This window comes from Microbulbifer maximicatervae (SeqCode) (assembly GCF_052468295.1).
This window is the reverse complement of the sequence record NZ_CP174340.1, coordinates 5,074,426-5,089,484: the sequence shown is the minus strand read 5'-3', so window position 1 is coordinate 5,089,484 and position 15,059 is coordinate 5,074,426. Positions and strand designations below refer to the sequence as shown.

Annotated in this window: 12 protein-coding genes and 1 tRNA gene; 8 read left to right on the top strand and 5 right to left on the bottom strand. The window is 43.8% G+C overall.

The window, feature by feature from the left end; genetic code table 11:
- The first annotated feature begins 138 nt into the window (after positions 1-138).
- From rpoD to ACJJIQ_RS22425, 6 genes are all read left to right on the top strand, one after another.
- On the top strand, positions 139-2,007 hold the full coding sequence (rpoD, locus tag ACJJIQ_RS22450; protein WP_444895333.1) for an RNA polymerase sigma factor RpoD: 1,869 nt from the start codon (positions 139-141) through the stop codon (positions 2,005-2,007).
- 90 nt (positions 2,008-2,097) lie between these two features.
- Complete coding sequence (locus ACJJIQ_RS22445) at positions 2,098-2,517, top strand: diacylglycerol kinase (protein WP_282934471.1); 420 nt, start codon at positions 2,098-2,100, stop codon at positions 2,515-2,517.
- Between the two features lie 284 nt (positions 2,518-2,801).
- A tRNA-Ile gene (locus ACJJIQ_RS22440) sits at positions 2,802-2,878 on the top strand.
- Between the two features lie 317 nt (positions 2,879-3,195).
- Positions 3,196-5,007, top strand: a complete 1,812-nt coding sequence (locus ACJJIQ_RS22435; RefSeq protein WP_445363090.1) for an ATP-dependent nuclease — start codon at positions 3,196-3,198, stop codon at positions 5,005-5,007.
- Positions 5,008-5,029: 22 nt separating this feature from the next.
- Complete coding sequence (locus ACJJIQ_RS22430) at positions 5,030-6,082, top strand: DNA cytosine methyltransferase (protein WP_444906530.1); 1,053 nt, start codon at positions 5,030-5,032, stop codon at positions 6,080-6,082.
- Positions 6,083-6,138: 56 nt separating this feature from the next.
- Positions 6,139-7,152, top strand: coding sequence for a zinc-dependent alcohol dehydrogenase family protein (locus ACJJIQ_RS22425; protein WP_444906531.1), 1,014 nt, complete (start codon positions 6,139-6,141; stop codon positions 7,150-7,152).
- A gap of 58 nt (positions 7,153-7,210) precedes the next feature.
- Here ACJJIQ_RS22425 and ACJJIQ_RS22420 read toward each other — a convergent pair whose 3' ends face one another.
- Positions 7,211-8,155, bottom strand: a complete 945-nt coding sequence (locus ACJJIQ_RS22420; RefSeq protein ID WP_445363089.1) for a GlxA family transcriptional regulator — start codon at positions 8,153-8,155, stop codon at positions 7,211-7,213.
- A 505-nt stretch (positions 8,156-8,660) separates the two neighbouring features.
- Between ACJJIQ_RS22420 and ACJJIQ_RS22415 the strand changes: the two genes are divergently transcribed.
- Both ACJJIQ_RS22415 and ACJJIQ_RS22410 read left to right on the top strand, forming a co-directional pair.
- The gene (locus ACJJIQ_RS22415; protein ID WP_445363088.1) at positions 8,661-9,749 is read left to right on the top strand and encodes a hypothetical protein; all 1,089 of its coding nucleotides are present in this window, start codon (positions 8,661-8,663) and stop codon (positions 9,747-9,749) included.
- Positions 9,750-9,877: 128 nt separating this feature from the next.
- Positions 9,878-10,153 carry a hypothetical protein gene (locus ACJJIQ_RS22410; protein WP_444892674.1) on the top strand — a complete coding sequence of 92 codons (276 nt, stop codon included), beginning with the start codon at positions 9,878-9,880 and terminating at the stop codon, positions 10,151-10,153.
- Positions 10,154-10,215: 62 nt separating this feature from the next.
- Here the strand turns inward: ACJJIQ_RS22410 and ACJJIQ_RS22405 are convergent, their stop codons facing one another.
- The 4 genes from ACJJIQ_RS22405 to ACJJIQ_RS22390 form a co-directional block, all read right to left on the bottom strand.
- The gene (locus ACJJIQ_RS22405) at positions 10,216-10,932 is read right to left on the bottom strand and encodes a CARDB domain-containing protein (RefSeq protein WP_445363087.1); all 717 of its coding nucleotides are present in this window, start codon (positions 10,930-10,932) and stop codon (positions 10,216-10,218) included.
- A gap of 292 nt (positions 10,933-11,224) precedes the next feature.
- Positions 11,225-12,271: a DUF3667 domain-containing protein gene (locus ACJJIQ_RS22400; RefSeq protein WP_445363086.1), complete on the bottom strand. Its 1,047-nt coding sequence runs from the start codon at positions 12,269-12,271 to the stop codon at positions 11,225-11,227.
- A gap of 67 nt (positions 12,272-12,338) precedes the next feature.
- Positions 12,339-13,493 (bottom strand): DUF3667 domain-containing protein, encoded by a 1,155-nt coding sequence (locus ACJJIQ_RS22395; protein ID WP_445363085.1) that lies wholly within the window; start codon positions 13,491-13,493, stop codon positions 12,339-12,341.
- 232 nt (positions 13,494-13,725) lie between these two features.
- Positions 13,726-14,880, bottom strand: coding sequence for a DUF3667 domain-containing protein (locus ACJJIQ_RS22390; protein WP_445363084.1), 1,155 nt, complete (start codon positions 14,878-14,880; stop codon positions 13,726-13,728).
- Positions 14,881-15,059: the final 179 nt, after the last annotated feature.

Below are 15,059 nucleotides of genomic sequence, written 5' to 3'. Positions count from 1 at the left end.
GCGGGATCGGGAACCCCAGCACCCTAAACATCGCACCTACGCCGTTACTTGACAGCTAGAGTGGTTATTGCTAGTGCAAATACGCTATAATCCCGCGTCTTTGTCCCGTATTTTCATTCCCAGAATTCAGGGTTGTGCATGACCGACAAAACCCAGCAACAGTCCCGCATTAAGGAACTGATCGCCCGCGGTAAAGAGCAGGGCTATCTGACCTATGCCGAGGTAAATGACCACCTACCGGAAGATATTTCCGATCCCGATCAGGTGGAAGACATTATTGGCATGATCAACGACATGGGCATCAAGGTGTTTGAAACCGCACCGGATGCCGAAGAGTTGTTGATGGCTGAAGGCGACAGCTCCGCTGATGAAATTGCCGCAGCCGAAGCTGCCGCTGCCCTGGCAGCCGTAGAGTCCGACGTAGGCCGAACCACCGATCCAGTACGCATGTATATGCGCGAAATGGGCACCGTAGAGCTGCTCACACGCGAAGGCGAGATCGCCATTGCCAAGCGTATCGAAGAGGGCCTGCGCGAACTGATGGCCGCCCTGGCCTACTGGCCGGGTGCAGTGCAGCAGATCATCGATGAGTACGCTCTGATCGAGAAAGAAGAGCGCCGCATCCCCGATATTATCTCCGGTTGGCTCGACCCCGCCGACGAGGTTCCGCCCGGAGCCCAGGCTGGCCAAGCCGCCGCCGCTGCCAGCGCGCCGGAGTCATCAGATTCCGATGACGACGCCGAAGACGACGACAGCGATGACGACAGCAGCGAAGAAGAAGAGGAAGCTACCGGCGGTATCGACCCCGAAGAGCTCGCCGAGCGCATGAACGCGCTGATCGCCGCACAAAAAGCTGCCGACGAGGCCATCGCCGCCCACGGCCGCGATTCCAAAGAAGCTGGCCAGGCCCTCGAAGCCGTTGGCGATGTATTCCGCTTCTTTAAACTGGCTCCCCGCCAGTTTGACCCGCTGTACGGCGAAGTTCGCTACGTACTCGACAGCGTGCGCGAGCAAGAGCGCGTGGTTATGGCCATGTGTATCAAACGCGCCCGCATGCCGCGCAAGACCTTTATCAAGGAATTCCCCGGCAACGAGACCAATGATGATTGGATTCCCGCAATCATCAAGAAAAAGCGCGATTACTCCGATGCCCTGCGCCACGTCGTAGACGAAGTTGTTCGCGCCCAGCGCAAACTGGCTCAGTTCCAGGAGCGCGCTAAGCTGGACGTGGGCCAGATCAAAGAGATCAACCGCCGCATGTCCATTGGTGAGGCCCGTTCACGCCGCGCCAAGAAAGAGATGGTCGAAGCCAACCTGCGTCTGGTTATCTCTATCGCCAAGAAGTACACCAACCGCGGCCTGCAATTCCTGGACCTGATCCAGGAGGGCAACATCGGCTTGATGAAGGCTGTGGATAAGTTCGAATACCGCCGCGGTTACAAGTTCTCCACTTATGCCACCTGGTGGATTCGCCAGGCCATTACCCGCTCTATTGCGGACCAGGCCCGTACCATCCGTATCCCGGTACATATGATTGAGACTATTAATAAGCTCAACCGTATCAGCCGCCAGATGCTGCAGGAAATGGGTCGCGAGCCCACTCCGGAAGAACTGGGCGAGCGCATGGAAATGCCGGAAGACAAGGTGCGCAAAGTCCTCAAGATCGCCAAAGAGCCGATCTCCATGGAGACGCCTATCGGCGACGACGAAGACTCCCATCTGGGTGACTTTATCGAGGACCAAAATCAATCCTCGCCGGTGGATACCGCCACTCAAACTGGCCTGCACGACGCCACCCGCTCCGTACTCTCCGGCCTCACCGCCCGTGAAGCCAAGGTACTGCGTATGCGTTTCGGTATTGATATGAATACCGACCACACTCTGGAAGAGGTGGGCAAACAGTTTGACGTAACCCGCGAGCGAATCCGTCAGATCGAAGCGAAAGCATTGCGCAAACTGCGACACCCCTCCAGGTCGGAGCATTTACGCAGCTTCCTCGACGAGTAAGCGCTAGACTAAAGCCCGGTTCAACCGGGCTTTTTTTTGTGACATAAAGATGACCTCCCCGCGCAGGCTTAGTGAAAGCAGGAGATAAGCATGCAAAAAGAAATGGCGAATAAGCAGGAAAAATCTGAAGAGCTTGCCAACAAGCCCGGCAAGAAGGGGTTTGCTCGCCTCCTGGCTGCCACTAGCTACTCCAGTCAGGGGCTCGTCGCTGCATGGCGCAATGAGGAGGCTTTTCGCCAGGAAGTAATTGCCGCCTGCCTAATGGTGCCTCTCGCACTCTGGGCCGGGGAGACACCTACTGAGCGCGCCATATTGATTGCAGCCGTGATGTTTGTCCTCCCAATCGAACTAATCAACAGCGCTATTGAGGCGACCGTGGACCGCATCGGCCCCGAGAAACACCCGCTGGCCAAGATTGCTAAAGACACAGGTTCCGCCGCCGTGGCCGTCGCCCTCTTCGCTGCATTCCTGGTTTGGTGCTGTATTCTTATCCCCAAACTGCCGATTTAAATACTTTAGTATGGAGTTTTAGCCTCCATTTCGCATAAACAAGACACTCGTACCAATTGAAGCTTCTAGTTAAGACACTCGAACCAATTAAGCTGTTTGGCAGCTCTCTCAAGGTGAGCATCTATTCCATAAAGATCAGTTGTTGGCGAAAGCTTGAGCAACAGGAAAAGAAGATTTCTAGAATTTGCCCATATCGGCTTTGAGTGCTAACAAAGGCATTGATTTGCAAGGGAAAATCTTGTACTTTTCCCAACCGCTTGCAACGATCCTCGCAAGCAATGTGTGGGCCCTTAGCTCAGTTGGTTAGAGCATCCGACTCATAATCGGCAGGTCCTGGGTTCGAGTCCCGGAGGGCCCACCATTTTCATTACCACTCATTTTATTTGAGTAACCTCAAAGCTAGATCCAAATCATCTTTCTGGCGTCCCCCATACTTGCTCTTTACCGATTCCCGGTAGTCATGACTAATCTCCAATGGCTGCCCAATAGCAGCCCCCCTTTAGTGCAATTAGCCACACAGAAGAAAGAAAAGTAGAATCATCATGTGTTGCAATCAATGCTCTTTAGGCTTTCTTCACCTAAGACAATTGCCACAATAAGCACTTTAAATGAATAACGATTAACTAATAAAAGTGAAGTCGAAAAATAACCTCATATGATATGAAGAGGCTGATGTAAATGGATTGCGTGGGCACATGGAAAATACTAGAACAAATCAAACAAAGCAAAGTCTTAGAGCCATATATTAATCACATAAGATTTCCATACTATCGAAATCTAGAGCCTAATTTAATTATCAAATTTGACTTTCCTATTACTACAATTGTTGGTCAAAATGGGACCAATAAGAGCTCAATCCTACGCGCGATTTATGGCTGCCCAAAAGATTATAGTGTCGGTAATTTTTGGTTTTCTACAGAAATTGATCCAATCAAAGATGAAAAAGGAAAACCGAGATTTATTTACTCTTATTACCAGCCCGAAGCGAAGCGCTATGTGGAAGTAATGAAAAAAAGAGTTAAATATATTAATCGGTTGACAAAGAGAGAAAATCCCGACTACTGGGAACCTTCACGCCCCCAACTATCTGACGATATGGAAAAGATGCCAAACATTGATCTAGGCATGGCAGGCAGAGAAAAAACAAGATGGAAATTGATGGAGAAAAATGTTGTCTTCATGGATTTCCGAAGTGAAATAAGCGCTTACGATAAGTTTTTTTACCATGGTGATTTAAAACAAACTTTGCGAAACAACACGAAACAGGACTTCATAAGAAACAAATCTATTCATATCAAAACTGCGATAGAAAAAAATCTAAAAACAAAACCAATGTATGCTGCGAAAAAAGAACATATTTTCAGCAATATAAATTTTCCAGTAGAGCAAGTGAAGTTCATATCGAATATTCTTGGGAGAGAATATTCTGAGATACGTTTATTAAAGCACAAGTTTTTCAAACTTGCGGGATCTACTATTATTTTAAGCTCAAGATCTCTAAAATACAGTGAAGCCTTTGCAGGAAGCGGAGAGTTTGCCGTAGCTACGCTAGTACACAAAATATGTAGCGCTGACAAAAAATCACTAATTATTCTAGATGAACCTGAAGTATCTCTTCATCCTGGTGCACAAGAACGTCTTGTGTGGTTTCTAATGGAGATGATTAAAAAAAATAAACATCAAATAATTATAGGGACTCATTCTCCATTTATAATTAAGCACCTACCAAAAACTGCAATTAAGACTCTCTTCTTAGATCCGACTACAAACAGTATAAAAGCTATTCAAGAGACCCCTGCCGAAGAAGCTTTTTTTCACCTCGAAATATCTCAAGAAAATAAAAAAGTAATTTTTGTTGAAGATCGACTTGCTGAACAAATTGTCCATAAAGCTCTGAAACCATTAGGTCAGGCCATACATGAGACGTTTGAAGTTAAATATCTACCTGGAGGCGCCAATACGCTCCTAAAAAGTATATTACCTGCTCATGCCAAAACAGGCACAAAAGGCCCCCTATTTCTAATGGATGGGGACCAGCGTGGAGATGTCGAGGTAAAAGACTCTTCAGACTTAAAATATTGTACTGACGATGACCTTTCCGGCATGATAAAATCTGTCCTAGGGTGCGATCTCCCTATTGAAACAGACTCGGGAACTGAAGAAACCAAAAAAGACCAAATACGAAGAGCTAGAATTAAAATCCTTAGGTATTGTGAAAATAACTTGAAGTACCTACCTGGCGACAATCCTGAGCAGTTTATTTGGGAAAACATGAGTTATTCTATTGACAGACATAGAGACAAACTCGACTCAGCTCATGATTATAAGGATAAATTTAAAAAGCTTTGTGAACTAGAATTAGCCAAAGCTCCTTATGAGAAGGTAAATAGTGAAGAAATTTTTCAACAACAAGCAAGATGTCTTGCAACGGTTGAAGAGGATAGGCTTTCCGAGCTTTCATCAGAAATAAAAAGCTATATAGAATCTTAACTCAGCAACGTAGCTTAAAAATATGAACATTGATGTATTTGATTTCTTTTCTGGCTGTGGAGGTACCAGCTCGGGATTGTCTGCCGCAGGCTTAAATATTAAGTTTGCACTGGACAGTGATTCAACAGCCATTGAAACATTTAAGGAAAACTTCCCTAAAGCTACTACTGTTGTTAAAGATATCACAGATATCACTCCAGATTTTCTAGATTCTTTGATTTTACCCAGAAAGTCACCACTGCTTTTTTGCGGGTGCGCCCCATGTCAGCCGTTTTCTAAACAAAATAATAATAAATCTCAAAATGATCCCAGAAGAAATCTATTGACCGAATTCTCACGCTTTGTTGAGCACTGGATGCCTGAATATATTTTAGTAGAAAACGTTCCTGGCCTACAAAAAATAAAGGGTAAAGGTCCATTTAATCAATTCATTAGTAAAATAAGGGAGCTGGGTTATAATTTTGACTATTCAGTTTTGCCCGCATGCGGATTTGGCGTACCGCAAAAGAGAGAGCGACTAGTTCTAATTGCTTCCTTATTGGGTAGTATTTCACTACCTAAACTTACACATGGCCCGACTACAAATAATGACTATAGTAAAGTTAAAGATTGGATTTCAGGGCTTTCAAAAATTAATGCGGGGGAAACCTGTAAAAAAGACCCGGATCACCAAGCTGCAAAATTATCTACAAAAAACCTAGAAAGAATTCGAGCGACGCCAGAGGGGGGAGGGCGCGACTCGTGGCCTAAATCATTATGGTTAGATTGTCACAAGAATTACCGAGGGCACACCGATGTATATGGTAGATTGCACTGGGATAAACTCGCGAGCGGATTAACAACTCGTTGCATCAGTTTGTCAAATGGCAGGTTTGGCCATCCAGAGCAGGATAGAGCCATTTCTGTTAGAGAAGCCGCTTGCCTTCAAACATTCCCTAGGGACTATAAATTTAAAGGAAACTTATCCTCAAGGGCGCGCCAGATAGGGAATGCTGTACCGCCACTAATGGCAAAGAAAATCGCTGAGGCCATCTTAGAGCATCAAAAACTGGTAATACGAAAACAATCTATATAAAGGATGTAAGTTTTAACTTTCAATGTCGAACATTGAATAAATGAGGAAGGGAATCCATGCAGGCATTGACGCTAAAATCACCAGGCGGACTAGAAAACATTTCGGCTAGCGACATCGCTGACCCGGGAGCACCCGGCCCAGGCCAAATCCGTGTTGCAATTAAAGCCTCCTCTCTCAACTTCCACGATCTTTTGGTTGCCAACGGCGGTATTCCCACAGAAGACGGCCGTATTCTGATGTCTGACGGCGGCGGTATCGTAGATGCAGTTGGTGAGGATGTTACCGATTTTCAGGTCGGCGATTCTGTTGTATCGTGCTTTTTCCCACAGTGGCCAGCAGGTACACCTATGGCTTCCGTGGGTAACTTTGCCAATACGCCTGGTGACGGTATCGATGGGATGGCCGCTGAGTTTGTTGTCCGTGATCAGAGCGCTTTTACCCTTGCTCCAAAAGGCTGGAGCCACGCTCAGGCGGCAACCATTACTACCGCAGGGCTTACTGCTTGGCGGGCATTGGTAGTAGACGGTAAGGTAAAACCTGGCGACACAATATTGACTCTAGGCACTGGCGGAGTATCTATTACGGTAATTCAGATTGCCAAAATACTGGGGGCCAAAGTTATTGTTACTTCTTCTTCCGACGAGAAACTGGAGCGCGCTAAAAAATTAGGCGCCGATCATGGCGTCAACTATCGCACCCATACACAGTGGTCAAAAAAGGTTATGGAGCTGACGGAAGGCAAAGGTGCGGACCATATTATTGAGCTCGGTGGCCCCGGTACACTAGAGCAATCGATCCATTCAGTCAGAGTTGGCGGCCATATTTCATTGATTGGTGTTTTAACGGGCCGCTCGGGAGAAGTGCCCACAGCACTGTTGATGGCCAAGCAGGCCCGGTTACAGGGCTTGATCGTTGGAAGCCGTAGGGATCAACGGGAATATGTCACCGCATTGGAAGCTAACCAGATACAGCCAGTGATTGATAAGACTTACCCTATGGAGGAACTGGCTGCGGCATTTGAGTACCAGGCCAGCGGATCGCACTTTGGCAAGATCTGCGTCGAGTGGTAATGGAGTAGCTCTCAATCTCGCCGCACTCTTAAAGCTAAGACACTTGTGAGAGCGCGGCTTAACGATTCCTACTGAAATATGAGGGGGACACACCAAATTGGCCATAAAAAGCCCGGCGAAAGCTATCATAGCTTGCAAACCCCACCTGCCGAGCTACCTGAACAAGGCTTGCTGATTCACAGGTGATTAAATCCCGCGCCCGGTTTAAACGGAGTTGGTTTAGATAATGTCCGGGGGTGCTATTCAGATGTTGCTTGAACAAGCGAGTTAACTGGCGATCGCTAACAGAAATACGCTCCGCCATATCGGAAACGCTGATTGATTTCTGGTAATTCTCCGACAGCCACTCCAATAGAGGATTGAGCCTCATGCTGTCACTGGATTGCACTTTAAGCAGATCAGAGTACTGTGACTGCCCTCCCCTGCGCTGAAGATAAACGACCAGATCTTTAGCCACACTGGCCGCAATAGTATTGCCATAATCCTGGCGAATCACCTCCAAGGCCAAGTCGACTCCAGATAGAATTCCCGCTGAAGACCACAGTTTTCCGCTTTCAATAAATAAGGGGTCCTGCTCAACCTGATAATTGACTGCTTGCTCGGCAAGCTGCCGGCAATGCCGCCAGTGAGTGGTAATACGGTGCTTTTGCTCCGGAAATATATCTGTTAGTAAGAATGCACCTGTACAGATACTCAAGACACGCTCTGCTTTATCTGCGATTGCACGCAGCGCATTTACCTGCTTAGGACTTAAGCGCAGCTGCCGCATCCCAGTACCGCCAGTAATGACCAGGTAATCAATTTCCATATCCTGGTAAATATCAAAATCCACGGATAGGGCTTGGCCGTAAGCGGTTTTAACTGGCGCCTTGCTTAAACCTATCAAACGACTTGTATAGGCCTCACTAACGAAACTATTAGTCTCCATAAAGGCATCCAAGGGGCCAAAAAGGTCTAACGCCTGGAATCCATCAGCAACAAAAAAACCTATCTTCTTGGTCATAGCATCTCCTCCACACAGGGAATTGTACTCCAGTAGATACGTCTGCTATGACACACTTACGACATAAAACGACATTGGTGCTTCACCTGAACTAGCTCAACATAGAACTATCTCCATGAAACTGAACCACCCAATCTCATAAGGCTGACAGAAAATTAGCTAGTCAGTCCAAATCCCACAGCAATTAAAACTCTCACATTCAGCTGTTCAATATTTGGAAGGTTCGTATTATCTAAACCGTTTGTACCAAATTGGTCAGCTCTTATCCTAAGTAGGAATTTTTACTTAATAAAAAATAATCTTTAAGAAAGTACTCAATATGCAAATGAACCAACTATGATGCCGATCAAGTAATAAAATTTAATTTAGAGTTAACCTTCAGTTTTATTCATCAAACAAACTGCAGTTGTATTTTTCACCCACACCAAGTTTTCACTCTATAAAAACTTATTACTCCAAAAGTACCAATACCTAAAGCACAAGAAATACAGTAAGGATGTATTAAATGGCGTTACAGAAGTCCCCCGGACAAAAAAGAAAATCAATGGTACGTACAGTATGTATTTTAGTTTTCCTTATTCTGACTTACTTTCTGTCAAACTATTATTCTCGTGCCAACAATGAATCATTAAGTTGGATCGAAAATCATCAAGCTCTAGATGCTGAAGTAGTAGCGTTAAGAGAGGAGGAAGAAGAGTACCGTGGCCGCAAAGGTAAAAAGCGCTATCGTACAAATTACTATATTGACTACCAGTTTAACTATGAAGATGAGGACTTTGAATCCTCCGCACAGGTTTCAAAAGGAATTTATAGTCAATATGAACAAGGTCAACCTATCGAAGTATGGTTTCCAGAGGGCGACATCTACGGGCATGTATTAGCGCAAAATGCTCAAAGAGATATCGAAAATAACACACCTGTAGGAAACCTGATTCAAGCAGCACCTATCACTATAGGTATCTGCCTCGTCTTATATTGGGTTTTAAGCTTCTTGTTTGTAAGGGAGTCAAAAAAAGCACTACCCAAGGGCTTTTATACTGAGACATCCTGGCTTGATATCGATGATAACTACCTCGTCGCCTTAGAAGGAGATGAACTCGTCTATTTTGATATCCCGAAAAAACAGGCTTTAACTGCTCAATCCGCCTATCAAGCGGGGAAATCTCCTGAAGAAATATATCATTTGTGTAAACCTGATACCGCAGCACGAATCCCTCTCAATGAAATAAGTTCACTTAGCAGTGACCACAATTCAGATGTAATAACTATCAAGCACGGGGGTAAGACCCATTCTGTTGAGTTCTTAAATCAAACAGTAAAAGCGCACGCATTAGAACGTATCGAGAAACAACTACCTGAGACAATGGATTATCAGCATATTCAGCGGTCTCGTTTGCAAGCCACTCTACCGTCACTTGTGATAGCAATACTGTTAATAGGCCTTATCTACTGGCTTGACTCATTTATTTTCCGTGCGATAGTTGGTTTTATTGGGCTAACCTCTGTGGCCCCGAATCTTTTGTCCAAATTAATTCGTCCGACAGAGACACGCCTCTGGGAGAAAGTCGAAGAAACCTCTGTAGAGCACGCATAGTGCAGAAGATGGCCAGCTTCAGCTGGCCGCTTTAATAGAGCTATCTGTTGCTCATAATCAAGCTCAGCTATACTGTCCCCAGAATAAACATAACGTCAGTCTGAAGACCCATTGGGATAGCAGAGATTATGAACTTCTCTTCATTAGCTTTTGCCATGCTCACCACAGCTACTACTCCTAATAGTTGCACAGATGGTATCGCTTTACTCCGTGGAGTAACAGCCATTGCCGCTGAATACCCTTGGCTGAGTGCAGATAAAAAAGATTATATAGTCCGAGACTATCCACGAATGTACCTCGTGCTACCTAAAATACCCGGGGAGCAAACAGTCGGTAATGAACAGCCTAATGCTGCGGTGGATAAAGAAAGCTGCCAGGTTATTAATGTGTTTCTTTCGAGCTGATCTTATTTAGTATCTCAAAGCTCCCTACGGCTTAGTTCAGGGAGCTCTCCCCCTATCTACTACTACCCTTGCTCGGCATAAGTCAGTGTATTGTTATTTTCGTTACACTCATCGACGAGATTGGTAAAGTCAGCAGTCACCTCTAAAACCGCATCCGGATCAAAAACCCAGTAACCCAAAGTAAATACAATACTTACAGTGCCACCTGCTGGAATTGCAGGCGTCGCCTGTACATCGTTGGCTAATGTATCAATATCTAAAAGGCGAGCCTGGCTGATTGGCGCTGCCAGAGCACCCATATTAGTGATATCGACCACGATAATGGATTGCCCGGTTCCAGGATTCCAGATCGGATCATAGATTTGGCTCACTATCAGGTCAGGTTTATTACATACACACAGGCACATATAGTGATCATCTTCTTTGACACCATAAGGGGTTCCGACATAGCAAACCGGCTTATCGTCAAACTGATTGCCATAGAGCCAGTGAGATGATGGGTCATTGACAGGTTTCTCGATTATTTCAGGGTCGCGAGTTACCTTACAAACACTGGTAGATTCAAAATCATCTATCAAGTCAGTAGCAACCTCCGACTCAGGCACCCCTCCAACCCAAATTGCGCAAGTCCGACGACATGTCAGTGGGCCCTGCCCCTGCCAATAATTTGGAAACCAACCCGCTTCATAGTTTTGCATACTTAAATCTTGAATTGGATCTGCATAACTGCTAGAAGCTAAAATCCCTAAGATAACTACACGCAATATAGATTTAAACATAACGCCCTCCATTTAAGTGAATACACCTATAAATTTACCCATTCCAGATTCATGTAACTTAGACTGAATTTATGGGCAGAGCGATTGTAAACTGTGCTTAATGAATATCTATGGAGACAGTAAAATTCTGGCGGGCATTAATTTTGCTTTCTATTGAATGAAAACAAAAAACAAACACCTTCAAACCGCGTATTTCTAATAACAATTAGAATAGAAATCCATCTATCATACAATTATAAATAGCAAAATAACGCAGCTGGCTCAAGAATCACAAATTGGAATAACTAGAAATTTATAATTCAGCCAAACTATAAAATGCTGCCATTACCGTACAGAGTATAATTAGTGGCAGATAAACAAAATTTAAAACCGAGTATTTAATACAGGTCGAGACCCACCCCTCTTTATAAATATTCTTTTGCATCAATAGTAAATTTATTGGCATCCAAAGGAAAAGCAGTAGCAAAACCCCATAACATAAAATTTCCACCCAGAACAAAGGCTCAACAAATTCTTGCAAGAGAAAAATAGCAGTTCCTAGCAGCAACGTTAGGCTCACATAGGCATGGCTATGGAGCGATACAATAACATGCTCCATGTACAATTTTTCTCTACACGCATAAAGTAACCACAATATACCTGAGTATATTGGCAGCATAAGTAACAGCATTGTAGGAAGAGATCCGAAGAAAGCCTTAGCAAAGATTGTAGGGTTTTCCGACACTCGCTCAATATTACTTCTCGCCTTTTTGAATTCGATATCAAACCAATGACGCCATGACTGCGGCATCAATTCTACGGTATAGACTTTTTTTTCAAAAATTGAGAGTACCCGATTAAAAGATATCGACCATACTTCTTGCTTATTTTCTGCTCCACGAATGTCCAATTTCCTGCCACCAGGTAAATCCCAGTCAAATTGTTTTTCTGTCTCACCTGTGGACGACGGGGCCATTTTGGCGGCAACATTATCGCTAGTGCGGATAGGCTGCTCTTGAGCAATACTCCAATCACTACTAATACGAATCAGAAAAAAGGCACTTACGCAAAGAAAGATAAACAGCTTTACCGGGCTTACATATCGTGCTCGCCTTCCAGATAAATATTCTATCGTTAAAAATCCTGGAGATAACAGTAAAGCCGGTAGTGTTCTCCACAAGCGTGAATCAAATGCCACAAGGGTATTTAGAAAGTCTCTAATCACACTTGATAAGCGTCTCACAATACCTTCTGCTGACTGTCCACAGCCATAACAGAAATGCCCCAATAAAATTGTATTACAGTTAGAGCAATAATCTTGCCTCTCTACCGAGGCTTCCTTTCGACTTTTAATACCCACTATATCTTCCGATTATATATAACTGTAAACTTTAAATGTCCATCAATTTATATCGCTAAAACCGTTGTTACAATCCAGCCAAGCTCCAAACGATGGCAAAAACCGCTCCAATTGATAATAGACACAAGTAAGCCATCCCCAATACTGAATATTTACAAAAGGTTACAAACCAGCCTTGCCTATATATACGCTTTTGCATCCAAAGGAGATAAACCAGAACCCAAAAAATCAATAAGGTTATCAGGGCCTCTAAAGCTAATGTTATAGGAGTATACCCAGCCATGTTAACACTTAGCACGTATAAGATATTTCCAATCAGGATACTTAGAAATATAAAAGCATGACTATGTAAAGCTACAATTAAGTGCTCCATATATAGTCGACGCTTAAAGATATAGAGCACCCATAACATCATGGCAAACATTGGCAACATGATTAACAGTGCATAAGGAAGCGTCTTAAGAAATGCTTTCTTGAACCGATTTGGATTTTCAGTAACTTGCTTAATATTCTGGTTGGCATTTTCAATCTTGGCATCCATCCAGTCTTGCATGGGCTTTGGTAGGCCTTTGATATCCATTCTTATCAATTTATTATCTGGATCATTGGCTGATGACTGCCAAACCGGCTCCGAGTCCTCTTGAGAAATTATTCGCCCCTTATCACTGCCTTTAACAATCTCATTTTTAATACCTCTTTTACTACCCTCTTCAACCTCCTTTTTAGCTTCGATAAGACTTATTTCAGCCTTCTTAATTTCTCCTAGCAGGCCTTTTTGTTCAGGAATTTCAGTATGTACTGGCCGATCCGCCTGCAAAAGGAGGTCGACACCCGACGCTTCTAACTGAGGTCCTTCATTTGAAGCATCAGCATCCATAAAATTGATTGTCCAGTCTCCACTCAAACGAGTTACAAAAAGACTGGTGATACAGAGAAAAATAAATAGCCGTACAGGGCTTACATATCGAACACGACGACCAGAAAAATACTCTGTTGTTAAAAACCCTGGTCGGAATAATAGCGCAGGTATGGTTTTCCATGTTCTGGAGTCAAACGCCAACAAGGTATCTAAGAAATCACCGATTACAGATGAAAAATGCCGCACCATACCTTTAACTGGCTGACCACAAGCATAACAATGGGGACCTAACAACTGTGTACAGCAGTTTTCGCACTTATTATCTTCATTACAAACACTTGCTATTAATGTCGTACTACTCAAGATCTACTTCCTTCGACATTCCCTTTAACTACTTACCACCAGTAATCGAAAGTCCAATTTTCTGAACAGAATTACGGATATAAAAATTTGCAATACAATATTCTGAATATAGACAGTGCTGCGAGTAAACTCTCTAGTTTGAATAACTTAACATCTAAACAGCACAGTTTCACCAACACCAACCATTTAACGCTTATGCGTTTAATGGTTGGAATCCTATTAGGATATATCCTTATAACTCTGCCAAACTCCAAAATACAGTAAGAGCCGCACCAACAGATAATAAAACTAGATAGGCTAAACCCAAAAAAGAATACTTAAACAATGTCATGAACCATCCCTGCTGATATACACGCTTTTGCATCCAAAAAAGATATACAGGAACCCAAAGAACTAATAGTGCCATCAGGCTATTAAGAGATGAGGATATAAATGCGTATCCTTCCAGTTGACTACTAATACTATAAAACAGGTTACCAATCAGAATACTCAGGCAGATAAAAGCCTGGCTGTGTAACGCTACAATCAGGTGCTCCATATAAAGTCTGCGTTTAAAGACGTAAAGCACCCACAGCATCATGGCAAATATTGGCAGTATGACTATAAGAGTTGACGGAAGAGCTCCCAAGAATGCTTTTTTGAAACGATTTGGATCATCGGTCACCCTTTCTACATTTTTATGGGCGTTCTCTACTTTACGGTTAACCCAATCTTCTAATGGTTTGGGAAGCCAATCAACTTGAAGAAACTCTCTATCTAACTCACTAATAGTCTCATTCAATCCTGAGGCCAGTTCCTCTTTAGAAAGGTTTTCCGATCCATTCTGGCCTCCATCAATCTCACTTAAATCTTCATTGAGTTTATGCAAACCACCGGTAAGCTTCTCTTGTTCGCTAATCAGATTTTTCTCAACATCTTCCAAAACAGCGACAGCATAACTATTGTTTACGTGCTTTTCTTTGCCTTTTCCAATATCTTCGATGGCGTCGTTATAACCTTGGCTCGCTTTTTCAACATCGACTGACTCAACGTCAACATTTCCAAAATTAATAGCCCAATCACTATTTATCTGGGTTACAAAGAAGCTGGTGATACATAGAAAGATAAACAAGCGTACAGGGCTGACATAACGGACCCGTCGACCAGAGAAATACTCAGCGGTTAAAAATCCAGGTCTAAAAAACAGAGAGGGTATTGTTTTCCATGTGCGGGAATCAAAAGCAAGCAGGGTATCAAAAAAGTCTCCAATTACTGAGGAGAAATGACGAACCATGCCTTTAACCGGTTGACCACAGGCATAGCAATGGGGCCCCAATAGCTCTGCATGACAATTGGCACAATGGTTTGGATTATAATCCGAATTATTTGTAGAGGTTGCAGTGCTCATTACCGCTCACCGAATCACTGATTATCTTATTCACCTGGCAAAAGCTTCCAGGCCCAAGTATCTGCTAACGAACCAGAACCGAAATACCTCAATTAGCAGAACTCTACTAATATCCCGATTATCAGCTGGAGTACAATTTTTTTAATGACTTATAGGTATTAAGGGAGAGGTAAAAGAAA

Excerpts from the sequence above, each read along its gene's own strand:
- ACJJIQ_RS22435 (WP_445363090.1), top strand. The coding sequence starts at position 3,196 with ATGGATTGCGTGGGCACATGGAAAATACTAGAACAAATCAAACAAAGC.
- ACJJIQ_RS22420 (WP_445363089.1), bottom strand. The coding sequence starts at position 8,155 with ATGACCAAGAAGATAGGTTTTTTTGTTGCTGATGGATTCCAGGCGTTA.
- rpoD (WP_444895333.1), top strand. The coding sequence starts at position 139 with ATGACCGACAAAACCCAGCAACAGTCCCGCATTAAGGAACTGATCGCC.
- ACJJIQ_RS22425 (WP_444906531.1), top strand. The coding sequence starts at position 6,139 with ATGCAGGCATTGACGCTAAAATCACCAGGCGGACTAGAAAACATTTCG.
- ACJJIQ_RS22445 (WP_282934471.1), top strand. The coding sequence starts at position 2,098 with ATGCAAAAAGAAATGGCGAATAAGCAGGAAAAATCTGAAGAGCTTGCC.
- ACJJIQ_RS22430 (WP_444906530.1), top strand. The coding sequence starts at position 5,030 with ATGAACATTGATGTATTTGATTTCTTTTCTGGCTGTGGAGGTACCAGC.
- ACJJIQ_RS22405 (WP_445363087.1), bottom strand. The coding sequence starts at position 10,932 with ATGTTTAAATCTATATTGCGTGTAGTTATCTTAGGGATTTTAGCTTCT.
- ACJJIQ_RS22390 (WP_445363084.1), bottom strand. The coding sequence starts at position 14,880 with ATGAGCACTGCAACCTCTACAAATAATTCGGATTATAATCCAAACCAT.
- ACJJIQ_RS22415 (WP_445363088.1), top strand. The coding sequence starts at position 8,661 with ATGGCGTTACAGAAGTCCCCCGGACAAAAAAGAAAATCAATGGTACGT.
- ACJJIQ_RS22410 (WP_444892674.1), top strand. The coding sequence starts at position 9,878 with ATGAACTTCTCTTCATTAGCTTTTGCCATGCTCACCACAGCTACTACT.